At 42.9% G+C, this 23,523-nt stretch carries 21 protein-coding genes; 11 read left to right on the forward strand and 10 right to left on the reverse strand.

What is annotated here, in order from left to right; all coding sequences use genetic code 11:
* Positions 1 to 55: 55 nt before the first annotated feature.
* From HF888_RS05280 to HF888_RS05295, 4 genes are all read right to left on the reverse strand, one after another.
* Positions 56 to 901, reverse strand: a complete 846-nt coding sequence (locus HF888_RS05280) for a DUF4785 family immunoglobulin-like domain-containing protein (protein WP_133308403.1) — start codon at positions 899 to 901, stop codon at positions 56 to 58.
* Positions 902 to 1,194: 293 nt separating this feature from the next.
* Complete coding sequence (locus tag HF888_RS05285; RefSeq protein WP_007016294.1) at positions 1,195 to 2,319, reverse strand: hypothetical protein; 1,125 nt, start codon at positions 2,317 to 2,319, stop codon at positions 1,195 to 1,197.
* Between the two features lie 204 nt (positions 2,320 to 2,523).
* A complete protein-coding gene (locus HF888_RS05290) occupies positions 2,524 to 3,609 on the reverse strand; it encodes an AraC family transcriptional regulator (protein ID WP_007016295.1) in 1,086 nt (361 codons plus the stop codon).
* Positions 3,610 to 3,781: 172 nt separating this feature from the next.
* On the reverse strand, positions 3,782 to 4,321 hold the full coding sequence (locus HF888_RS05295; RefSeq protein WP_007016297.1) for a PadR family transcriptional regulator: 540 nt from the start codon (positions 4,319 to 4,321) through the stop codon (positions 3,782 to 3,784).
* A 139-nt stretch (positions 4,322 to 4,460) separates the two neighbouring features.
* Here HF888_RS05295 and HF888_RS05300 point away from each other — a divergent pair, with 139 nt between their 5' ends.
* Together HF888_RS05300 and HF888_RS05305 are read left to right on the forward strand one after the other, a co-directional pair.
* Positions 4,461 to 6,131: a phytoene desaturase family protein gene (locus HF888_RS05300; protein WP_007016298.1), complete on the forward strand. Its 1,671-nt coding sequence runs from the start codon at positions 4,461 to 4,463 to the stop codon at positions 6,129 to 6,131.
* A 68-nt stretch (positions 6,132 to 6,199) separates the two neighbouring features.
* On the forward strand, positions 6,200 to 6,607 hold the full coding sequence (locus HF888_RS05305; protein ID WP_007016299.1) for an MAPEG family protein: 408 nt from the start codon (positions 6,200 to 6,202) through the stop codon (positions 6,605 to 6,607).
* 9 nt (positions 6,608 to 6,616) lie between these two features.
* Here HF888_RS05305 and HF888_RS05310 read toward each other — a convergent pair whose 3' ends face one another.
* Positions 6,617 to 7,444: a hypothetical protein gene (locus HF888_RS05310; RefSeq protein WP_007016300.1), complete on the reverse strand. Its 828-nt coding sequence runs from the start codon at positions 7,442 to 7,444 to the stop codon at positions 6,617 to 6,619.
* Positions 7,445 to 7,705: 261 nt separating this feature from the next.
* Here HF888_RS05310 and HF888_RS05315 point away from each other — a divergent pair, with 261 nt between their 5' ends.
* Positions 7,706 to 9,457, forward strand: a complete 1,752-nt coding sequence (locus HF888_RS05315; protein WP_165836997.1) for a S1 family peptidase — start codon at positions 7,706 to 7,708, stop codon at positions 9,455 to 9,457.
* Between the two features lie 54 nt (positions 9,458 to 9,511).
* Here HF888_RS05315 and HF888_RS05320 read toward each other — a convergent pair whose 3' ends face one another.
* The gene (locus HF888_RS05320; RefSeq protein WP_007016303.1) at positions 9,512 to 9,703 is read right to left on the reverse strand and encodes a (2Fe-2S)-binding protein; all 192 of its coding nucleotides are present in this window, start codon (positions 9,701 to 9,703) and stop codon (positions 9,512 to 9,514) included.
* Between the two features lie 61 nt (positions 9,704 to 9,764).
* Positions 9,765 to 10,781 carry an AraC family transcriptional regulator gene (locus tag HF888_RS05325; RefSeq protein WP_007016304.1) on the reverse strand — a complete coding sequence of 339 codons (1,017 nt, stop codon included), beginning with the start codon at positions 10,779 to 10,781 and terminating at the stop codon, positions 9,765 to 9,767.
* A gap of 149 nt (positions 10,782 to 10,930) precedes the next feature.
* Between HF888_RS05325 and HF888_RS05330 the strand changes: the two genes are divergently transcribed.
* Positions 10,931 to 12,682 carry an N-acyl-D-amino-acid deacylase family protein gene (locus HF888_RS05330; protein ID WP_007016305.1) on the forward strand — a complete coding sequence of 584 codons (1,752 nt, stop codon included), beginning with the start codon at positions 10,931 to 10,933 and terminating at the stop codon, positions 12,680 to 12,682.
* Positions 12,683 to 12,709: 27 nt separating this feature from the next.
* On the opposite strand, the gene HF888_RS05335 is transcribed toward HF888_RS05330, so the two are convergent.
* Positions 12,710 to 13,369: a Frag1/DRAM/Sfk1 family protein gene (locus HF888_RS05335; protein ID WP_007016306.1), complete on the reverse strand. Its 660-nt coding sequence runs from the start codon at positions 13,367 to 13,369 to the stop codon at positions 12,710 to 12,712.
* 124 nt (positions 13,370 to 13,493) lie between these two features.
* Between HF888_RS05335 and HF888_RS05340 the strand changes: the two genes are divergently transcribed.
* Complete coding sequence (locus tag HF888_RS05340; protein WP_083771843.1) at positions 13,494 to 14,876, forward strand: class II fumarate hydratase; 1,383 nt, start codon at positions 13,494 to 13,496, stop codon at positions 14,874 to 14,876.
* Positions 14,877 to 14,900: 24 nt separating this feature from the next.
* Here the strand turns inward: HF888_RS05340 and HF888_RS05345 are convergent, their stop codons facing one another.
* A complete protein-coding gene (locus HF888_RS05345) occupies positions 14,901 to 15,539 on the reverse strand; it encodes a TetR/AcrR family transcriptional regulator (protein WP_243469354.1) in 639 nt (212 codons plus the stop codon).
* A 163-nt stretch (positions 15,540 to 15,702) separates the two neighbouring features.
* Positions 15,703 to 16,440 carry a hypothetical protein gene (locus tag HF888_RS05350; RefSeq protein ID WP_007016309.1) on the reverse strand — a complete coding sequence of 246 codons (738 nt, stop codon included), beginning with the start codon at positions 16,438 to 16,440 and terminating at the stop codon, positions 15,703 to 15,705.
* Positions 16,441 to 16,920: 480 nt separating this feature from the next.
* On the opposite strand from HF888_RS05350, the gene xdhA reads away from it, so the two are divergent.
* Genes xdhA through uraH form a run of 6 tightly spaced genes read left to right on the forward strand, consistent with a single transcriptional unit; the run spans position 16,921 to position 23,523 of the window.
* Entirely contained in the window at positions 16,921 to 18,357 is a 1,437-nt protein-coding gene (gene xdhA, locus HF888_RS05355) for a xanthine dehydrogenase small subunit (RefSeq protein ID WP_007016310.1), read from the forward strand.
* Positions 18,354 to 20,720 (forward strand): xanthine dehydrogenase molybdopterin binding subunit, encoded by a 2,367-nt coding sequence (gene xdhB / locus HF888_RS05360; protein WP_007016311.1) that lies wholly within the window; start codon positions 18,354 to 18,356, stop codon positions 20,718 to 20,720. The genes xdhA and xdhB overlap by 4 nt, the downstream gene beginning before the upstream one ends.
* Positions 20,717 to 21,562 carry a xanthine dehydrogenase accessory protein XdhC gene (gene xdhC, locus HF888_RS05365; protein ID WP_007016312.1) on the forward strand — a complete coding sequence of 282 codons (846 nt, stop codon included), beginning with the start codon at positions 20,717 to 20,719 and terminating at the stop codon, positions 21,560 to 21,562. Before xdhB ends, xdhC begins: the two co-directional genes overlap by 4 nt.
* Before the next feature lie 52 nt (positions 21,563 to 21,614).
* The gene (gene alc, locus HF888_RS05370) at positions 21,615 to 22,619 is read left to right on the forward strand and encodes an allantoicase (RefSeq protein WP_007016313.1); all 1,005 of its coding nucleotides are present in this window, start codon (positions 21,615 to 21,617) and stop codon (positions 22,617 to 22,619) included.
* 4 nt (positions 22,620 to 22,623) lie between these two features.
* A complete protein-coding gene (uraD, locus tag HF888_RS05375) occupies positions 22,624 to 23,148 on the forward strand; it encodes a 2-oxo-4-hydroxy-4-carboxy-5-ureidoimidazoline decarboxylase (RefSeq protein WP_007016314.1) in 525 nt (174 codons plus the stop codon).
* Positions 23,149 to 23,181: 33 nt separating this feature from the next.
* Positions 23,182 to 23,523: a hydroxyisourate hydrolase gene (uraH, locus tag HF888_RS05380; RefSeq protein ID WP_007016315.1), complete on the forward strand. Its 342-nt coding sequence runs from the start codon at positions 23,182 to 23,184 to the stop codon at positions 23,521 to 23,523.

Here is a 23,523-nt window from a genome sequence, read left to right on the forward strand (position 1 = left end):
TAGCACCCTTGGGCCCGATGTGTTCACTTCATCGGGCTCTTTTTTATGGGATTTATTATTTGAATTCTTCTAGTCGATACGATGCTGATTGGAATTCAGGTTTCAGTAAAGGCGCTCTTTGCATTGGCATGGTTACTTTGGCAAGGCTGAGTTTTTTTATAACATAGGGGCCGTTCTCTTGTGATTCCTGAATCAGTCCACCATCAAATATCAATGAAACATTTTGTTTTCCCGTAGACAGTTCAAAAGAGTTTTGACTGGATGAGATTGCTACCCTCGTAAGGCTATAAAGTGATCCTTGAATATAATAGCGACCAACTTCGCTGACATTCACTTCGATGTCCCATTGCAAGTTTCCGTTGTCATTAATAAACGATTGCTCTTCGCCAGTTACTTCAATGTCAGGTTGTGAAAGCGTGAAGCTGATATCGTCAATAACTTGGTACTCATGATTAACCACTTGTACATTATAAATACCTGGAGATACGTCATATTGGGCTAGATCAATGGTACCTTGATACAACTTATCTTGATCGTTATCGGCCAGTTCTATTTTAGTAATTGTTCTCTGTTGACCCTGTAATAATACTGCAGAGAAAGTAGTAACTTGGGGTTGTTGGTCTTTGTTCATTAACCTAGCGTAGACATTTACGATATCTGATTTCAGATAATACTTGGCGTCGCTCCAGATAGTCATGCCCACTTTTTTATCTGGATTCAGTGTGGTGCGCTCATCCACTGCGTAGCGCTGTGTGATTGGGTCTTGCCGTTCAGTAGTAATGGGCGTGTTGGTCGCAAGGTGTTGTTGAAAGCGTTTTGCTTCTTCTAATACACGTTTTTGAAGATCTGTTTTATGGTGTAGTGTTTCTAAATGTGATTGTGCGCGCGATGTTTCGTTCATTATAGGCACTTCTATTGACGTGCCAGATGTGTGATTGATTGTAATTAACGAGTCTGGCTTTGATTTATATAAAATTGACGGTTTATTGTTTGGCTCCGGATGCGTGCTGCTTGTCTTAATGTCAACTTTATATTGACTGCCAATTACGACCAATATTAGAGGAATAATTGCAATCAGAATTATTTTTTTCATATACAGCGACCAAAATAAAAAAGTGATACCTGCGCGTATTAACGTGAGCCAAAGCTTCGTTCACAGGTATCACTAAAAGGCGGTATTACTTCTAGGTTTAATTAAAGTTCGGTACAAGTAGCGATACGTGCGGCCATATTTTTACCATTGCCACAGCTCATGCCATTTTCAATGTTGGTATAATCTGGATAGCTTATGCCGCCATTGCGTTCAGAATCATGATCAGTGTAAACACTAGCCATGTTGTATGTACGCGGCGTACCTTTGTTAGCGTTATTGCAGCGGAACTTAGGGCTGCCATAGGCAATGCCGAAGAAGGTTTTATATTGGTTCAAGTCATCCCAGAGATTTCGCTTTGGTGAGCCCGCACAAGACATTTGCGAAGCAAGATTAATGTAGCCGTCGTCTTCACCAGTAAGCAAGCCGGCACTGGCACCTTCGACACCAGGAAAACTTTTATACCCTCCCATTACATACACAGGTGCGGCCAAATTGGTACCGATCATGTTTCGTGCTAGGTATGTATCATTGGTCTGCAACCACTCAACACTAGGGTTACAGTCTTTACCCAAAAATGCTGCGTTAATCAGTGAGTCTAACCAATTGCCGTTACATAAACGGTCAGCACCTTCCGTACCTCCAATGGCTCCACCTAAGGTGAAAATACCGTGAATATTTTCAAACGCTGATTGGTAGTCAACAGAAACAGAGTTCCCGTTTGCATCGAATGCAATATTAAAGTACGGCGAGCCTGTAATAGCATTGCCGGACATGAATATCATTTGCTGTGCTCCCTGGCTGTGGCTTACTACCCAGAAGTCATCGCTAGAGTTGCATTGTGTGCCTGCCTGTTCATGAATGTAGCCATCTCCGTTGCCTTGTTTGATGGCGACCATTTGACGGGCAATTTCACCGGCGGTTTCGTTTCGCCAATATGGATAACCACTGGCATCGGTGCTGTCGTAACCGACAATGGCATAATTGTCATTTGGTCCTAGTAAGTGCGCAAAAAAATCAGCACCGGCATATCTGTCAAAATGAGAACTTCGCCAATAGTCTAAAGCAGGTTGATCGGTGCCGTTTTTATAATTGCCTTGCGTACCATGGCCATGAACCATGATGTAGCAGTTTTCGGAAGATGCCATGTTTGCGAATACCAAGCTCGTTGCGATGGCAAGGATGCCAAGCACTCGCTTGTATATAGAAACAAAAGTCGGTTGTTTCATGTCGGGCCCTCATTGTCACGCTGATTAGCGTTTGCGAGTTAATTGTTATCTTTATTATTGTGTCGCGTCCTGCGAGGGATCTAGCTGTTCCATTTTGTTATTCAGTATTTTCCATAACGCTTATTTGAGCCATAACCATATAGGCCAAGAGTCTTACATTTGTGGCCAAAATCAAAAGTAATTCGCTCTATAAAGGACTGATTACTAAAAGAGCTCCTCATGACGCGGAAGTGTTTGGTGATTATCTTTATACTGTTGCGGAGATAAGCCAAACCAGCGTTTAAACGCTCGACTGAAACTTGAAGTATTTTGGTAGCCAAGTTCTTCAGCGAGTTTGTCTAGAGCAATATTGCCGAGCTGAACTTGCTTAATGGCTTGTCGCTTTCGTTCAGTCTCAAATAAGGCTTTGTAGCTGACGCCAACGTTCTTCAAGTGTCTACGTAATGATCGTGGACTTAAATGCAACTTGTTGGCCAGACGTTCAAGGGTGATTTGATTAAACGACATTGAGCGTATGACTTGCTTTACTTGTTTGATAATGAGCTCATCGGATTCATATTTCATTAAAAAGCGCTTGCACAACTTTTCGTGGTATTCTGCGGCCTCTACATTGGCATAGATGATTTTAGAATTGAGTGTCTTTTCCGGAATCAAAACGCGATTATTCTTTTTAGCAAACGTTACCTGATTACCAAAATAGTGTTTGAAGGGCCTTGCGTACTCCCCTTTATTCACTGTGAATTCGAAATCAAGATCAATTTGATCCGTTCCTAGACAGAATTTGCCTAGATTAAAAATGGCGCCATAAATGTATTCGATGAAGTGCTGAATGGCGTGCTCATTGGTATTGGTTAGGGCTTGAGAAGGGCCGACTTCAAAAACGCCCACACCTTTGTGAATACTGAACTGGAATTGAAACATCTGAGTGAACAACACCTGATAACGACAGAGCAGCGTCATGGCTTCAGCGACAGTATTACTGGCCATTATGCGGCAGGCCAAAACCCCATCATGATTAATGAAGAATTGCTCTCCAAGTTTAAGCGCATAGCATGGGTCGGTTATTTCCAAACGAATACGCTGTATTAGATCTAGGTATTGCGATAGCAAAATAGAGCGATCTTGATAGCAAAACTCAGTGGCCTGAATTCCACATTCCAATAACAGTGATTGCGTATCAATACCATCCGCCTGCGCGAACTTCAGTAGTGGTTTTACATTGGATATTGGAATCCCTGTTTCACCACGATTAATAAATCGCGGTGTGGTCAAATACGCATCGTGTTCCATGGTGGCCGATTTCTACTACTTTATTCTTATTTTGGTAGAAGCTTACCGATTTCGCGAAAATAAAAAAATTATCGTGATGGCTTTGGCCCAATTTGATGGCGAGCGTGTCACCTTTGGAGTGCTGATTAGAACAAATGTTTGTTTTTGGCGTTTACCGACTAGTTCGTATGATCTAGGTATTTTTTGCTAGGAAGGTTTCTACCTCTCTGGCCCACTCTAACCAAGCTTGCTCACCGAGAATCCCACGGCGCAACGTTAGGTATGGCAGAGTGTATTGTGGTTTTTGTTCTGGAGATAAGGCTAGGTAATCTTGCTCTAAATCTAAGAACGTTTGCAGCATGCGCTGGTGTACTAGCTTGTGTTGCTGTACCTCATTCAGCAGACTTGTATTGTCTGTAAGGTGGCCGGCATAGAGTTTTACTAAAAGCGCGTCGTTAACCTTATCGATTTTGACTGGTTGAGCGATCCAGTCGAGTAGCGCCTTGTGGCCCTTATCGGTGACGCGATATACCTTGCGGTCTGGACGGTCGTGCTGTGATTCCACATCGTATTCTAATAATCCTTGCTCACGCATGGCTTTAAGCTGAGCGTAGATCTGCTGGTGACTAGCATTCCAGAAATACCCCAATCGAGACTTAAAGCGCTTGAGTAAGTCGTAGCCAGAACCTTCCTCGGTTTCTAATAAAGTTAATATTGCGTGTTTCAGTGACATGGTGAGCTTCGATATGAATGTGTCTTTATTCTATTGCTCAAATTAGTTATATGCAATTTGTTGCATATGGCTAGATAGGGTGCTAATTTTATATGCAACAAATTGCATATAAAAATAACAACGCAAAAAGGGGATAGCCATGTCGAAAGTGAAAGTCAGAACAGGGAAGCGTTATCGCACTGGTCGTGCCGAAGATCATTACGATGCCATCGTCATTGGCTCTGGTATGGGAGGTTTAAGCACTGCTGCGATCCTCTCCTTACTAGGGCAAAAGGTTTGCGTTTTAGAACAGCACTATACCGCAGGTGGTTTCACGCATGCTTATGAACGCGAGGGATATGAATGGGACGTAGGTGTACATTATATCGGTGAGGTACACAAACCCAGCACGCTTAAACGCATTTTCGATACGATTTCACAAGGCCGTTTGCTATGGGCCCCAATGGATCCTGTTTACGATAAAATCATCCTTGGCGATAAAGAGTTTGATTTTATTGCAGGTCGTGAAAATTTCGTCAACGAATTAAGTAAACATTTTCCACAAGAGCGCGAGGCTATTGAGCAGTATGTGGCCTTGGTCCGTAAAATCAGCTCACAAACTCCCAAATTTTTTGCCGCACAAGCGATGCCGCGATGGATGGGGCGTCTCTACAACACGGTTCGCCCATTCTTGGTGGATAAGGCATTTTTTCAATCCACTCGCCAAGTACTGGAAGGGCTTACTAGTAATCAAGAACTAATAAGCGTATTGACAGGGCAGTGGGGCGATTACGGTCAAACTCCGAGAGACGCAGCGTTCATGATGCACGCATTGATTGCGAAACATTATTTAGCTGGCGGTGCCTATCCTGTGGGCGGTGCATCAAGTATTGCTCGAACCATTATTCCTACTATTCAAGCATCTGGTGGTGAAGTGTTTACCTATGCTGAGGTAGACAAGCTACTAATAGAAAATAATCGTTGTGTCGGCGTTAAAATGGACAACGGGGATGAGTTACGAGCCGATAATGTAATTAGTAATATTGGCTTTATGAACACGGTGAATCGTTTACTTCCGAGCCAAACACAGCAGAAATTGAATGTTAAGCAGTGGTTATCTGAACCAAGTATTGAGCGCTCGGCAGCGACTCATTGCCTTTATGCTGGATTTAAAGGTACTGCGAAAGACTTGGGTATCAATACAACCAACCTATGGATTTACCCAGACGGTCGTCACGAACAAAACCTAGATAATTATTTAGCTGGCAAGAGTGACGATTTACCTTTGGTTTACGTATCTTTTCCGTCGAGCAAGGATCCTGATTGGGAAAATCGATATCCAGGCAAAAGTACCGTAGAGATCGTTACCATTGCCAATATGGAAGATTATGATGCATGGGACGGTACTACTTGGCAGCAACGTGGAGACGACTATGAGGCGAAGAAAGAAGCGTTATGTCAGCGTCTGCTAGCCATCTTATTTGAGCGCTTGCCGCAATTGAAAGAGGCATTAGATTATTACGAGTTATCTACGCCGCTATCAACTCAGTTCTACCAATTAAACGAACGTGGCGAAATCTACGGGCTAAACCATTATGTGGATCGCTTTAAGCAAAGTTGTTTACATCCGCAAATGCCCGTTAAAAACTTATATATGACAGGCGCTGATGTCATGACTGCGGGTGTCGGAGGGGCATTGATGGGTGGTGTTATGACGAGTATGTGTATGCTCGGTCCAAAAAAAGGTAAGCAAGTTATGGCGCTATTCAAGAACTATCAGGAGTCTCAACAGCATTCTGAAACTATTAAGGCGCAAAATGGAACAGTGTAAATACTTCTCTTTTTCTTACTTAGATGGTATTCATACGCTTGTTTGAATAATTAAATAAGGATGTTTCAATGGAATTAATTTTCCCTTTACTAGCCATGTTAGCGCTGACTTTTACGGTTAGCTTTTCTGTCGGTATTTCTCGATTAATTGCGATCAGAAAGAGAATGGTTAACCCCAAATATTATCGAGTAATGAGCGGATATGATGAACCTGCTTGGTTGACTCAAATAAATCGCAATTACGCTAACTTATTAGAGTTACCTATTCTGTTTTATGTGTTGGTGCTAACCGCATTAGCCCTCAACATACAAGACACATTAGTAACCATGTTAGCTTGGTTGTTTGTGGTATTACGAGTTGTTCACACGTGTATACATGTGACTTATAACAATACGCTTCACAGAATGCTTGTTTTTGCGATGTCCGCAATTGTCTTGTTGGTTTGCTGGATCGTTCTCGTTTTTAGTATTTTCTAGATAACCTTTTTAGGCTGCTGGGTCAGCCGCTTCATCACCGCCGTCGTCGCCCCCATCATCGGCAGCTCCATCACCAGTATCAGGTGTTGGAGCTGCCGTTGATGGTGTGAATTTCATCCAAAGAAAGCTATTGTCTTGTTCAGCCATGAAGTGAAGACTTCCAGTACCGTCTAGCACGGCAAATCCTTGTGACGGCCTGCTGACAACGGGGTTAAATTCACTGCAGTTGCGACGGACAATAGAAACGTTCAATGTTGAGCCTGTATTCTCACTCAAACTGCCTTCCCATTGACAGCCTTGGATGTTGCCAATGAAACCACCTTCTTGATTGATATACATAATGGAATCTGTAGTCGACCACTCTCCCTGAACACGTTTCACATTAAGATCGTTGGCTTGAGCTGTGTCGAGATCCAAAATAGCAGTACCTCTGCGGTTGGTGTTGTCATAATTCAAGACTAAGCGGGTATCGGATGCGAACAGTCCATCCACTTGAAAGCGATCAGCATTGCGTGTTCCGACAAAAAAGTTGTTGTCCACGTCAGGATTTGCATAAGGAAATAATTCAAGGTCCCAATCAGATGCGCCATTGCTTGTTATTTCATAACTACCTATTTGTGCTTCATCAGTGCGAAGTAAATAGACATTCTGGTTATTGAATAGAACGATGGTATCGAATTCGGTAGCAGTAGTCGTACTGCCGACGTATTCTGATGTTGTACCGATCCATAGGCCATCGAGGTCTGTTGTTCCAGTAGACGAACCATCATCGCTATCATCCAGCGCGCCGCACGCTACTAGAAATAAAAAGGTCATTAAAACAACGAGATACTGCATTCGATCGTCCGAAATAAAATGATTTATATAAGCATAGCTCTAAATTGCTCGCTTGCAGCGCAGGGAACTTCAATTTGATGAGTGTGAAAGAGTAAAACTGAACAGGCATAAATATCGTAGAAATAAATAGAGTACTTCACAGACAGAGTGTGACTCAGTGCATATACTTGAAAAAATTCAAATTCGGAAATAATGGGTCTAATTTTGCGTTTAGTTGGGATTCTAATAATTATTGGCTCTTTGCTATCAGGGGCCATGTCTATGGCATCTACATACCAATACGAGGGGGCGACTGCGAGAATCATCGGTGGTGAACCCGTTTCAACACCGTATTCGTGGATGGTGAGCCTGCAGTTTAAAAATAATCCGAGTAGTCATTTTTGTGGTGGAGTTTTAGTTCATACGCATTGGGTGCTGACCGCTGCACATTGTCTCGACGGTGTAACACTTGACCAAGTGGATAAATTGAATTTGGTGATAGGACAAACTGATCGTAGGTCAAGAGAGTCAAATTATACTGTGGATTGGTTCGCCATTCATGAGGGCTATGGCGGGGAAAATTCCTATTTTGAGAATGATATTGCACTTCTGCATATAGCCGAAGATGGAGGAGTGGAGGGATTAAATCCCATTGAGTATTTAGACCAAGCACCAGCCGAAGACCTGCCTGTGAGTGTGGCTGGATGGGGCTTAACCGTATCTGGAGATAGCACAAGTAGCCCGAATGAGTTGCATGAGGTTGATCTCAAGGTTTTGAGTGATAGTGAGTGCAAGACAATTCTTGGGCAATCTGACAGTTATTGGCAAAAGGTTTTATGTGCGCAGACCCCAGAGCAGACGCAGGTTGAACTTGGGCAAAAGGACTCGTGCCAAGGCGATAGTGGTGGGCCTCTTTTTTATGATGATAATGGTACGCCAAAATTAGTTGGGCTTGTTAGTTGGGGAGTAGAATGTGGCAAGATTGGCTTTGCAGGTGGTTATACAGAGGTCAATGCGTTTCTTGAATGGATTAATGATCGCCAGAGTGGACTGATCGTAACAGGTATTAACAAAATAGGTTTCGTTGGTTTAGGTCGGGTGAAAATCGAAAACTACGCACTGGTTAATTTCAGTGATACTGACGTTGTTGTTAACGACGTTTGGATGGAGGATACTGAAAAATTTGAACTTCCATCTAAAGCTTCCCAGTTAATAGGTAAGACAGTACCTGCCAATGCAGAAGGCTCTCTGAATTTCACTATAAAGGCTTTGGGGTCTTACATAGGCGAGCATTCCAGTCGTTTATTTATTACCACCGATAAGATGAGTTCAGATCAATTCGAATACTCGGTTAATTCAAAGGTATTGTACGGCGAGCAAGCCAACCAGCCATCATGGCCGCAACTTGAAACCGAATCGGCCCTAGGCGTCGACTGGCCTGTGTTTTCGGGCACTGATGAAGCGACTGAACACAGTCAGCCTTGGTTCTTAAACTACAGCAGTGAACGCAATACCTGGGTGATGCAATCAGGCCCGATTACTCACAATCAAAGATCTGTCATGTTGACCTATGTTGATGGAGGGGCTTTTGCAAACAGCGTTTTGCGATTTGATGCACGGGCTGAATCTGAAACGTTTGATGAATTATATGTTTTTGTGAACGAAGTCTTCGTAGCAAGAGGGTCTGGAGTGTGGCAAACCTTAGATGTCCCTTTGAGTCCAGGGCAGAATCATGTGTTATTTGTGTATGCTAAAAATGAGGCTGTTAGCCAAGGCCTTGATGCTGCGCAAGTAAGTAATTTTCGAGTCTGTGAGAACGGAGAATGTAGACAACTAAGTAGTGATGCTTACGTTCCAATGGGCGTGGAGACAGTGCCAATATTGCAAACCAGTGTTGGACAATTAGGTATTCAAAAACCAACAGTAGCAACAGAGCCTAGTAAAAAAAGCGGTAGTGGATATGGCGGCTGGTCCCCCATATGGCTTCTCATTCTGGGCTTTTTGTTGTTCGGACGCCGCTTCAAAGCGACATAGGACGGGGGTTAGAATAGTCAGACATAAAAAAAGCGCCATTGGCGCTTTTTTTCGTTACGCGGCTGATGCCTCGTAAAACAGTGATTGATCACGATGTTCACGGACCATTTGTTTGCACAGATTACCACATTGTCCACAGTCCTGGGCGACACCCAGCTGCTGGCGGATCTGCTTGTAATCGGCACCATTGTCCAAAGCTTCTTGGATCTGGCTATCAGTAATGCCTTTGCAAACACATACGTACATAGACGAATAATCTCATTAACGGTAACTCTGGATTGCATAGTAGTGATAATGAGAATGATTGTCAATGCATTTGCGATTTGTTTTTTTGAGTCTTTCGCCATTTCAGCGGCGAGATGCCCATGCGAGTTTTAAATGCCCTTGAGAAGGCACTGACATCACTGTATCCCAGCATTTCAGATAGCAATGTCATATCCATATTGCTGGATTCTAGCTGCCAACAGGCCGTTCGTACGCGGACATCGTTCAAAATCTCTTTAAAATTGAGAGATTGGTCTTTTAAGCGACGCTGGAGCGTACGCTTGTGTAAACCCAGCATGGCACCAATATTCTCAATGCTATGCTCTTTCAGTCCGAGAGTTTGAAGAATTAAGGTTTGAACTTGCCGTTCCAGGTCCCCCTCAAAAGGTTGGATCATTGCCTGCAAATATTGCTCTACTTGGGCGTATTCAGCTTCACTGGCTTCTGGTATGGGGCGATCTAGTAGCGCTTTGGGTACCACAAGGCGATCATGTTCTTGATTGAACAAGACCTGACAATTGAAATGATTGCGATAAATTTGAGGGTCAGAAATCGGTGCATGAGCGAACTCCAAGCATCTTGGTTCGATATCTTCGCCCATAAGACTTTTGGCCAAGCGTAAGCAGACTCCAAACGAGAGTTCTTTATATTGTCGTGCGTAGCTCAAGCCATGAAATGCTTCATAACGCTCAATATAGGCAAGCTCATCCTCTTCATCCAATCGCCAATATTCGCCTTGGCTATGTATCGCCATGTAACGTTGTGCCGCTAAAAGTGCATCGCGAACAGTGGCACTATTTTGTATGAGTAACCCCAATGGGCCTAGGGCTTGAATTCCCTGCAGCTTTGCCAGTCTCAACGCGAAATCCGGTGTTTTTAATTCAGTAGCAGATAAATCTAACAGCTTAACCATAGATTCAAACTCAATACGATGTTCATGCTGCCGTAAGTCATCTTGAGTCAGGTTGCACTGCGTGAGTAGTGTTTCGCTGTCACCGCCTAATGACTTCACTAAGCGTGAGAAACTTTGCAAGGAACCACTGCGGATAAAATATTTCATGATAATTATTGTTATTAATTGTCTTTAAGAAACAAGCGAACGATGCGACCCAAACAATACTGTACTACTTGTCGCCAATTAACAAGAACCTTTACGTCAATCTTATTACTCTTTGATTTACACAATAATAATGAAAAACGGAGAGAGCCATGGCTTTTGACATCATCATTAAAAATGGTCGCTATTTTGATGGGACCGGTGCGGCATCAAGTATTAAAAACATTGGCATTAGAGATGGCCGAATTAGCCAAGTCTGTAGCGAATCATTAGATGAGAATGGCTGCCGTAATGTGATCGATGCGAAAAACCAATGGGTTATGCCAGGTTTTATTGATACCCATACGCATTATGATAGTGAGTTAATGGTTAGCCCAAGTTTGTCAGAATCAGTGCGCCATGGCGTCACAACCGTTTTAGTAGGAAGCTGCTCGCTGAGTATGGTGTGTAGTGATGCCGAAGATGCGTCTGATATTTTTACTCGAGTAGAAACGGTTCCTAGAGAAAAAGTCTTGCCAATTCTACAAAAAAAGAAAACCTGGTCTACTCCCAAACAATGGCTGGAATTTGTCGAGACCTTGCCTCTGGGTCCCAACGTCATGAGCTTTCTCGGTCACAGTGATTTACGCACAGCTGTTATGGGATTGAGTCGAGCCACAGATCGCGCCATAAAACCAACAGAAACTGAAATGAAAAAAATGGAAGGTCTGTTAGATGAAGCCCTACAAAATGGCTTCTTGGGTTTATCTACTATGTGCCTCAAGTGGGACAAAGTGGATGGCGATCGTGAGTGGTCAAAGAGTCTACCTAGCACTTACGCTCATTGGAAAGAGGTCTCTCGCCTAAACAATTTATTAAGACGCTATGATCGAGTGCATCAAGGGGCTCCAAATGCAGCCAACGCCTTACAGATTAACGAGTATATGCGTGAATGTATCGGTATCTTCAAAAAGCGCTTAAAAACAACTCTCATTAGTCGTATGGATTTAAAGGGCAGTGCTTATTTGACACAGCTTACTAATCTCGCAGCAAAAGTGGCCAATTTTTTTGGTGGGGATTTTCGCTGGCAAGTACTACCAACTCCGTTCACTGTTTATGCTGATGGAATTGATGTGGTTTTCTTCGAGGAATTTGGTGCTGGTGAGATGGCTCTAGATTTAAAAAACCAGGTGCAGCGTAATTCGCTTTTGAAAGACGAAAGTTATCGCCGCCAATTCCGTAAATTTTATGGCGAAAAACTCAGTCCTCGAGTTTGGCAAAGGGATTTTGGTGATGCCATTATTCTTGATTGCCCCGATCAAACGATTGTAGGTAAAAATTTTGAAGAGGTTGCGAAAAAACGTAATGTTCATGTGGTGGACTTATTTTTGGATTTAGTCGTGGAATATGGAACCAAGCTACGTTGGTATACAACGGTAGGCAATCATCGTAAGCATGTTCTAAAGAACATGGTTAAAGATAAAAAATCCTTGATTACGTTTAGTGATGCCGGTGCTCATATTCGCAACATGGCATTCTATAATTTACCGCTACGAATGTTGAAGTTAGTTAAAGAAAGTTTGGATGAGGAACAAGAGGGAAAAGGAAAATCGATTATGACCATGGAACAAGCGGTTCATCGCATGACAGGAGATCAAGCTAACTGGTTTAACGTTGATGCAGGTCGCATTCATGAAGGTGATCGTGCAGATGTAGTTGTCATCGATCCAACAGGGTTTGATCAAAACTTAGAGCAAGTTAGCTGGGACGAAATGGAGAACTTTGGTCTTGATAGGTTAGTAAATCGAAATCCTGGCTTGGTAAAGCATGTTGTAATCAATGGTAAGCTGGCGGTTGAAAACGAGCAGATCAGTGAAAATCTAGGCAAGCAAAAAGGCTTTGGTGCGTTTTTGCCTGCGCACTAGTCATTAATCTAGAATACGTTTTGAGTTTCATTGACTAATTCGAAGTTTACGCTTCCACTCACCATGGTTGGAGGCGTAATAGATTCCGATCAGTAATGCTAGCCACCATTCAATAGCATTGCCAATCCAGTCACCGGTATCTAGTTCTCGTAAAACGAAAACGCTGGCTATCATTATTCCTTGCATAAGCACACAGATCCACTTTATTTTCAGAGGTACAGTTAAGACTTGTTTTTCTGCCCTAAATAAATAGTGGCCAGCAAGATCTAGGGCTTGGGCGACAAAGGTGATAAGAAAAAAGAAAGTGGCAAAGAATATATGCTCATCCCATGGGATGGCAGATCGTGGTGGAATCAAGACGGCGGTTGAACCAATAAGTAGAATTGAACCTAAGATACCCATTGCAGTTTTCAGGCGATTGAACCACTTGGGTAATCCCAGACTAAAGTCATGATTCATTAGCCACCAGACGATGAAAAAAGCACATGCTGCAATCATTCCTCCACGAAAGACAAACCCTTCAAGGCCGTAAATACCCGCATCGGTGATATTTAAGCATCCTTGTAGGAATGGGTTACAGGTTTCAACTTTCGGTCGATCAAATTGAATTGATATTAAATAGCTGATAATAATTGTGCCTTGGCTAAGAAGTAAGCAAATGAGAGGTATACCCGTTAAAGAACGCATGCAATGTCCTTGAAATTACTTGGATGGATTCATAGTGTGAGTTTATAACTTCTTCTATAGTTATGTTAGCTTTTCGTTTTTATCAAGAAAACCGACTGATGTTTTTTGCTACTGGAGGTTCATCGTGACACAAGAATACCGGATTGAATTTGATTCAATGGGAGAGGTAGAAGTCCCAGCTAATGCGCTTTATGGAGCGCAAACTCAGCGAGCGGTTAATAACTTTCAGATTAGCGGACAGGGGTTTACAAATGAATTCCTTGAAGCTGTGGCTTTAGTTAAGTATGCGGCTGCCGATGTAAATGCTGAGTTAGGTGCGCTAGAGCGAGAGGATGCCGAAGCAATAAAACAAGCATGCGAGCTCATACTTCGGCGAGAGTATTTGGATCAATTCCCTGTCGATGTTTATCAAACCGGTTCAGGTACATCCACTAATATGAATGTGAATGAGGTCATTGCGAAATTAGCCAATGACATATTAGGTGAAAAACGAATTCATCCAAATAATCATGTGAATTTTGGGCAAAGTTCTAACGATGTCATACCTACGGCGATTCGAATTTCCACAGCCTTACAAACAGAACGTCGTTTATTACCAGCGTTAGAAGCGATGCAGGCCAGTTTGTTAGAAAAAGCACAGGAGTTTAGTGGGATAGTAAAAACTGGCCGTACGCATTTGATGGATGCGATGCCTGTAACTTTTGAACAAGTGTTTCAAGCGTATGCTAGCCAACTAGAACAATGCACGGAGCGTCTAGTACAAACACTGCCGCGCTTGTGCGCTCTGCCTCAAGGTGGGACAGCAGTAGGAAGCGGTGTAAACAGGCATCCTGCCTTTGCTAGCAAAGTAGCACACGCAATCGGCAAAAAGACAGGAATGCATTTTACTGAAACGAAAAATCATATTGCAGCACAGGGAACCGCTGATGTGCCGTTAGAGTTAAGTGGTCAACTAAAGTCTGTAGCCATGGCGCTTTACAAACTATGCAACGACTTACGTTGGATGAATTCAGGACCCAATAATGGCTTGGGAGAAATTCAACTAAAAGCGTTACAGCCTGGATCTTCTATCATGCCTGCTAAAGTAAACCCAGTGATGGAAGAGGCTATGGCGATGGTCTGTAGTCAGGTGGTCGGTTTTGATAGTGCAAATACTATGGCAGCAGCAAGCAGTCAGTTTGAATTGAATGTCATGCAGCCGTTGCTTGCTCATAACTTGCTTGAGGCTATTCGATTATTAAGTAATGGGTGTGATCATCTTAGAGAATTCAGCGTACAACATATACAGGTTAATAAACAGCATGTCGAAGAAAGTCTAGATAAAAATCCAATTTTGGTTACGGCGCTTAATCCATTAATTGGTTATGACTTGGCGGCAAAAGTAGCAAAGAAGGCATTATCTGAGAAGCGAGCATTAATTGACGTCGCGTTGGAAATGACGGATCTATCTAAGCATGAATTAGAACAAGCACTAGACCCGCTAAAAATGACACAACCCGGAATTTAGTGCTTTGAATTGATGATCGAGCGTTTATTGAATATCAAGACCATTTAAAATCATGGTGGTTAAAAATTCAGTAATTCGCTCGATTTCCTCATCATCATATTCGCGTCGGTTCATGACTTCTAGAATTTGAGTGTTGAAATCTGCGTAGTGCTGAGTTGTTGCCCAAATCATAAAAATTAAGTGCATCGGATCAACAGCGCGCATCTTTCCCTGATCAATCCAACTTTGCATTATTTGCACACGTTCTTTAACCCAAATGCGTAATTCTTTACTAATGTACTCTTTAATATGCGGTGCGCCCTGAATAATCTCCATGGCAAAGATTTTAGATGCTTTAGGTTTTTTATAGGAAAGCTGCATCTTATTACGAATAAAATTAGTCAGCACCTCTTTGGGGTCGCTGTTTTCGTCCATATCAGAGAGTACAACGTTCCAATCTTCGATAATGTCTTCTAAAACAGCGTTATAAAGGTTTTCTTTATTCTTGAAGTAGTAGTGAATATTCGCTTTTGGTAAGCCAGCACGATCAGCAATGGATTGCATGCTTGTGCCTTTGAAACCATGCAAAACAAACTCTTCTTGAGCGGCTTGAATGATCTGTTGGCTATTGCGTTCACGAATGCGGCCCACTTTGGGCTTATCCATTTCCTGCTCTGTACTCACGATAGCTAAGTCCTAATGAATAAAAAGAAAAACTGCATTATAGCAATAAGTGTTTGTTATATAAACAATTAGTAGAGCAATACGTTTTAGTGGTGATGGAAGAAGTGAAGTGACTTGGGGGTAATAAAAAACGACGCACTAGAGTGCGTCGTTTTTACAAGTATTACAGGTGAGCTTTTACCAATAAGCTAACAGCGTTTTGATCTTGACCGTCGATACCGAATTGGTTTGTCCAATAAGAGTATTCAACACCAACTTTTAACTTGTTTTTTAAGCCAAGAGCTGGACCAACGTTGTACGTGATTTGAGGAGTGAAGTTCATTTCATCTTCAACAGAGTCATTTTCATTACCGAATGAGTAATCTAAGAAGCCGTCAATAATCAGGTTTCCGTTAGAGTATCCATAAACCAAAGTGATTTGATTATCGTCGCTATCTGAACTGTCATTGAATGCGCGATAAAGATAAACGGATGTAAAATCCATTCCAGGCACTTTTAAGTCTGCGCCTAAGCCCAGCAGGTGATTATCAAACGCAGAATGAAAGCTAGGGTTTCCTGGGTTAAAGTCACCAGTTTGGAATGTGCCAAATTCGTATGTGTATGCCAACTTCACAGATGAAACTAAGCTGTCATCAATGCTTGTTAGTTTGATATTTGGGCTGAACTCACCGTAAGTCTCTTTATAGTCACCACCATTATGACGGTCTACAAAATAGAAAAGATCACCCCAGCTATGACCGGAAACATGCTCAAGAGTCATTGTCGTCGTTGCTTCATCTTCGTTGAATTCGTACTGGTCGCTATATAGAACGGAAACACTGTTATCTGCCCAGTATTGTTCAGCTTGTGCATTCATAGTAAATGCGGAAGCAGCAGCAAGCGTTAGGATTGTTTTTTTCATTTATATCTCCAATGAGGCTAGGTTTTTTTCTTAGGACCTTGATTCCATTCTAAAAACTGTCCATCAGGTCAAAGGGATTATGCCCTTTTTCGTTTAGTGGATAAATCCTTTCATTCACTTTTTAATGGGGTTAGGCGCGTTTTGTTAAGAGGCTTAACCCTTAATAAATAACGCTATTAGTCTAATTTCTTTTATACAAATCAAAAGCAAAGTACTTGGATTTATACTCAAAGCTATAGGGTAAATATTAAACTGACCATATGGACAGAAAATATTGAGGTGAACCAATGCAATATATCGGCCAAAAGTTGCCATTCTGTTGCTAAATAGCGATATGCGAAAAAAACACTTGAAAAGCTGACTAATTGGTCAGATTATTGCAGCGTGCTGGTGAGATGAAATATAGGCGATGGCTAAGCGATAATTTTAAAAGCGCTTAGAGGCCCATCTCCTGCGGATTTAGCAAGGTTAGAGGCCAACGTGATAGAAATAAATATTAATGGCAAATGGCAGCAGGTGTCACAAATCGACCCAAATATGACCCTTTTGGGTTACTTGCGCACCATTGAAGGGCAGAATGAAATAAAAGAAGGCTGTGCCAGTGGTGATTGCGGCGCCTGTACTGTTCTCATGATTGAGGATGGTAAAGAAGCCTCTGACGGCCGTTTAGCATTACAACCCATCAATAGTTGCATCACGCTCTTGGCCAGCATGCATAAACGTGCCGTTTATACCTTACCTACCTTGTCTAGCCAGTCAGATTTGCACCCAGCGCAAAAAGCGATGATTGAGTGCCATGGTTCTCAATGTGGTTTTTGCACACCAGGCTTTGTTCACTCCATGGCGGCCATGCATCATAATCATGAAAATGACGTCGCACTATCTGAAGAAGAGATAACCGAAGAACTAGCCGGCAATCTATGTCGTTGCACGGGCTATCGCCCTATTATCGAAGCTGCTATGAAAATGCAGCAGTATCAAGTTCCTAAAGACGCGAGGATAGCTGAGCTTGATTCGGGCGTAAAAATTTTTGATCCTGTAGAACCAACTCGCGAATCAATTGTTAGTCTCAATGAAAGGGTTTTCATCCCCGAAACATTGGAAGCCTTAAATCAGTTATTGAAGCAGTACCCCGATGCAACTCTTTGGGCGGGTGGGACAGATTTGGGGTTGGAATTAACCCAAGCCTATAAACAGTTTGATCATATTATTTGTTTGCATCGCATAGCGCAGATGTCTGAGATTCAGCAAAGCAAGCGCACAATAGAAATCGGCGCAATGGTTACTTACAACCAAGCTCAATCACTCTTTGAATCCGAGTTTCCTTCAATGGCCCAACTCAATAAACGAATTGCGGCTACGCAAATTCGTAATTTGGGCACTCTTGGGGGGAATATTGCCAACGCTTCACCAATTGGCGATACCCCCCCAGTTTTTTTAGCATTACAGGCAGTGCTAAAAGTTGATGGTGTAAATGGTCCTAGAAACATTGCAATTGATGATTTCTTTCAAGGTTATAAGCAAACTGCTCTAGAAAAAGGTGAATACCTAGCCTCTATTGAAGTTCCCAAACTTAACGCAAATGAGCACTTTGTCACTTTCAAAGTCAGCAAGCGCAAAGACGATGATATTAGTTCGGTGCTCATGGCGGCAAAAATAACCACCAAAGGCGATGAAATAGAAACAGCGAAAGTTGCTTTTGGTGGTATGGATGCGATTCCACGTCGTTGCGTAGAGGTTGAGCAAGCCTTACAAGGTAAATCGTTTGCTTTGAGTTCTTTTGAAGTCGCTGCAGAAAAAATTAGTGACAGTTTTTCGCCAATGTCGGATGTTCGTGCAACAGCACAGTATCGATTGGATGTTGCCACGAATTTAATCATTAAAATGGGATTAGAATTAACAGGAGCGGCGCTATGAGTTTTATATCCAGTCGATTAGAACCGTATGAGCAGCGTCGCAAGCGTCCAGCCAAGGGCAAAAGTGGAAAGTCTTTAGCCCATGAAAGTGCCGAGAAACACGTAACAGGTGAAGCGGTTTATGTAGATGATATGCCAGAGTTAGCAGGCACACTGCATATGGCGGTTGCGCAAAGCACCGAGGCCCATGCCAATATTGTGTCCATGGATTTAACTAAGGTCTTCCAAGCTCAAGGGGTGGTGGATGTCATTACGTTAGATGACGTGCCCGGTGAAGCCGATATTGGTCCAGTATTCAAAGGTGACCCTCTTTTTGCAGATAAAAAAGTTGAGTATGTTGGGCAGCCTTTGTTTGCAGTTGTCGCTCAATCTCTAGCGCAGGCAAAGCGCGCAACTAAGTTGGCTGAAGTAGAATACGAAGTTTTGCCATCTGTACTGGAAATTGAACAAGCGTTAGAGCAAAACTTTTTTGTTCGCCCGAGCCACTCCATGCAAAAAGGGGATTTTCAAACTGCTTACAACAAAGCGCCAAACCGTTTAGAAAATACGGTATATGTAAAAGGCCAAGAACACTTTTATCTTGAAGGGCAAGTGAGCTATGTCGTGCCTACCGAAGACAAAGGCATGAAGGTCTATACAAGTTCTCAGCATCCAACTGAAGTACAAAAACTGGTTGCTGAAGTACTAGATCTACCTATGAATTATATCAGTGTTGAAGTGCGTCGTATGGGTGGAGGCTTTGGCGGTAAAGAAACCCAGGCGGCTCCGTGGGCGTGTATGGCCTCTGTTGCGGCTAACAAATTAAAGCGTCCAGTGAAGCTTCGCTTACCACGCCAAGACGACATGGTCATGACTGGTAAGCGGCACGACTTTTTAAATCAATATCGTGTAGCCTTTGACGAATCCGGCAAAATTTTAGCCACGGATATTATGGTTGCGGGTAAATGTGGTTATAGCCCTGACTTATCGGATGCTATTGTCGATCGCGCCATGTTCCATAGTGATAACGCTTATGATTTAGGTGATTGTCAAGTGGTTGGACATCGCTGCAAAACGCACACAGTGAGCAACACCGCATTTCGTGGTTTTGGCGGTCCTCAGGGTATGACGATTGCGGAATACATGGTGGACGACATCGCCAGAGCAGTTGGCAAAGACCCGCTTGAAGTGCGCAAACTCAACCTTTATCAAGATGGTTCCAGTACCCACTATGGTCAAGTGGTTGAAAACTACCACATGCGTGAATTGATCGAACAATTAGAAAAAGACTGCGATTATCAAACGCGTCGCCAAGCCATAACCGAATTTAATAAAAACCATACTTATAAAAAGCGTGGTTTAGCGTTAACGCCGGTAAAATTTGGTATTTCATTTACGGTTCAGTTTTTGAATCAGGCTGGTGCCTTAGTTCATGTTTATACGGATGGTAGTATTCATCTTAATCATGGCGGTACGGAAATGGGCCAAGGATTATTCACGAAAGTCGCACAAGTGGTGGCCAATGAATTTGATGTGGATATAGATACCGTACAGGTGAGCAGTACCAATACCGAAAAAGTCCCTAACACATCGCCTACAGCGGCTTCCTCTGGTACAGACTTGAATGGTAAAGCGGCGCAAAATGCGTGCTTGACCATTAAACAGCGATTGATCGATTTTGCTAGTGATTACTTTAAGGTTGAACCCAGTGAAATACGGTTTGAAAACAATCACGTTTTGATTGGATCTGGTGATAACCTTGAGGAAATGACTTTTCAAGCATTTGTTGAACTGGCTTATTTAAATCGTATTTCGCTTTCTTCAACCGGCTATTACAGTACACCTAAAATCCATTACAACCGGGAAAAGGCGGATGGTCGCCCGTTCTTTTATTACGCCATTGGTGCGGCCTGCAGTGAAGTCGAAATTGATACGCTAACAGGTGAGTATGATGTATTAAGTACTAATATCATTCACGATGTTGGTCAGTCTTTAAATCCTGCGATTGATATCGGTCAAATAGAAGGTGGCTTTATTCAAGGCATGGGCTGGCTGACAACAGAAGAATTGAATTGGGACGGGCATGGCCGTGTTACATCTAATGGCCCTGCCAATTATAAAATTCCAACCACTATGGATATGCCCAAAGAATTTAATGTGAAACTCTTTGATCGTATCAATGAAGAGCAAACCATTTATAACTCCAAGGCTGTGGGTGAGCCACCGCTCATGCTGGGTATGGCGGTTTGGTTGGCCTTGCGGGATGCGGCGGCTAGTGTTGCAGATTATAAAGTAAATCCGCCGTTAAATGCCCCGGCGACACCAGAGCAAGTTTTACGTGCGGTACAGTATTGTCAGCGCCATCTTGAAGGTAGAGCGTCATGAGAAAGCATCAACGTTGGCATCAAGCCATCAGTGAGTGTGAGCAATTGGGCGAGGCGTATGTGATTGCTACGGTCATTGGCACCGCAGGCTCTATCCCAAGAGATATTGGCAGCAAAATGGTGATCACTCAGCAAGGTTGTTTTGATACCTTGGGAGGCGGTCATTTGGAATTCAAAGTGATAGAGCATGCGCAGACTATGCTCAAAGGGACTAATGCCCTTAACGAGGTACAACACTTTCCTCTAGGCGCAAAATTAGGTCAATGCTGCGGCGGTAGTGTCTCTATTTTGTTTGAGTTTTTTCCTGTGCAAGCGATGCAGCTAACCGTATTTGGTGCAGGTCATGTAGCTAACGCACTGATGAACATTCTTGGTGGTTTACCCGGCAAAGTGCATTGGGTTGATAGTCGTGCTGAGTGCTTCCATGCCGACAACGCGGTTGCTGGCAATATTGAAATGCACGTTTTAGAGCATCCGCAAGACTTTGTAGCGGACATGCCGAGCAATAGCCAAGTATTGATCCTAACTCACAATCATCAACTTGATTACGAACTACTAGAGCTTTGTCTTAAACGAGATGACCTGGCTTTCATTGGCTGTATTGGTTCGCAAACTAAGGCCAACCGATTTAATTTACGTCTGAAAAACAAAGGTTTTGGCGAGGCTCAACGCAATGCTTGGCAATGCCCCGTGGGCGACTTAAATATCCCCGGAAAGCTACCCATGCAAGTGGCGGTTTCGATTGCTTCGCAAATAATCAAAATGAATGAAAAAAACGTTGACCTACCGCGTGAAGGTGTTCAATGGAAAGAGTTAAAACAAGTTATGTTTGAAGAGCAATAGCTAATTTTTTAGTTACAGGTTCTTGTTTCAAATTATTTATAAGGGTTTATACATGCAACAACAAAATGATCATCCGTACAAAACGTGGATTGATTTAGCGGCACAACGACTAGGCGGACAGGCACTGCAATGCAGTGATGATTTTTTTGCGGAAATGGAAAACTTGCTTAAGCCAGCAGCCCCGGTTTTTATCGACGATAAATATACAGACCGTGGTAAGTGGATGGACGGATGGGAGTCTAGACGCAAACGTGTAGTTGGACACGATTGGTGTGTGATCAAACTAGGCGCAAAGGGTATTATCCATGGTGTTAATGTTTGCACACGTTTCTTCGCCGGTAATGCACCTCAAAGCGTTTCTATTGAAGGCTGTGTGTCTGAAATAGCACCCAATGATAGTACTGAATGGCAACCCATTTTAATTCAGTCTAACGTTAATCCTGACAGTGATAATTATTTTGGTATCGAATCGCAAGAAGCCTTTACTCACATTCGGTTGAACATTTTCCCCGACGGTGGTGTTGCAAGATTGAGAGTCTATGGTGAGCCAGTGATTGACTGGGATTGGTTCTTACCTGGTGAGCCTATTGATTTGGCCTATGTCAAAAATGGTGGTCGCCCAATGGCATGCAGCGACATGTTCTTCAGTAATATGGAAAACCTGATCATGCCAAATCGTGGCAAGGACATGGGGGATGGTTGGGAAACCAAGCGTCGCCGTGGTGGTCGTGAGTGTGATTGGATCATCGTCAAGCTAGGGGCCAAAGGCTCTATTGAAAAAGTCTTGGTGGATACCGCGCATTTTAAAGGAAATTATCCAGAGAGCTTCACTTTGGAGGCAGCATGTTTAGAACCACATCAAAGTCCAGATGAAAATACTGAATGGCATGAGGTTATTGGGCGAGAAAAGCTCACAGCGGATTCAGAACACTTCTATCGCCATAATATTCAGAATAAAGGACAGCACTTTACTCATGTGCGTCTGAATATTTTTCCTGATGGAGGTGTCAGTCGCTTGCGCGTGTATGGTTTTCTAGCCGAAAAAGAGGGCGAGTAAATTTATGAAGCTACTAAGCTTAGATCAGTTTAATTCTATGACAGAGAGAGAAGCTCGCGATACATTGAGCTTTTGCTGCACATCTAGTCAATGGATTGAACGCGTAGCCGATCAGCGCCCCTATGATTCTGTGTCGAAACTACAAGAAGTTGCACTATCTGTATGGCAGTCGTGCCAAGAGCAAGATTTATTAGAAGCCTTTGAGGGTCATCCAAAGATTGGTGATGTTTCTAGCTTACGCGAGAAATATCGCAATACGCAATCATTAGCGGAACATGAGCAAAGTTCTGTTGCACAAGCGCAAGAAGCGGTTATTCAAGAGTTAGCAGAAAAAAATCAGGCTTATCTAGATAAGTTTGGTTTTATTTTCATTGTCTTTGCAACCGGAAAAAGTGCTCAACAAATGCTGGATATTTTGAACGGCCGTATTGGTAATGAACGCCATCAAGAATTAGAAAATGCGGCGGTAGAACAAAGTAAAATCACGGCCTTAAGAATCGATAAACTGTTTGGCCTAACAGATAGCTAAGAGCTAATCGTAAATAGCGAAGAAGGAATTATTATGAAATCGCCCATAACTACGCATATTTTGGACACGCACTTAGGTAAGCCAGCAACATCAGTGTCGGTGGCACTTTATCGTTTAGAGGGCTCTGACTATCAGAAAATTGCCAGCGGTGAAACCAATGATGATGGTCGTATAACCGATTGGATGTCGGAGACGCAAAGAAAAAGCGGTACGTATCGCGTCGTATTTGATATTCAAGCCTATTTTGACCGTCAAAACATTCGCTGCCTGTATCCATCGATCGCCATTGACTTTAATCTTGATCATGAAGATGAGCATTATCATATACCACTATTGGTAAGTGCGAACGGCTACTCCACATATCGGGGTTCATGA

The organism is Bermanella marisrubri (assembly GCF_012295615.1).
In the GTDB taxonomy this organism is placed as follows: domain Bacteria; phylum Pseudomonadota; class Gammaproteobacteria; order Pseudomonadales; family Oceanobacteraceae; genus Bermanella; species Bermanella marisrubri.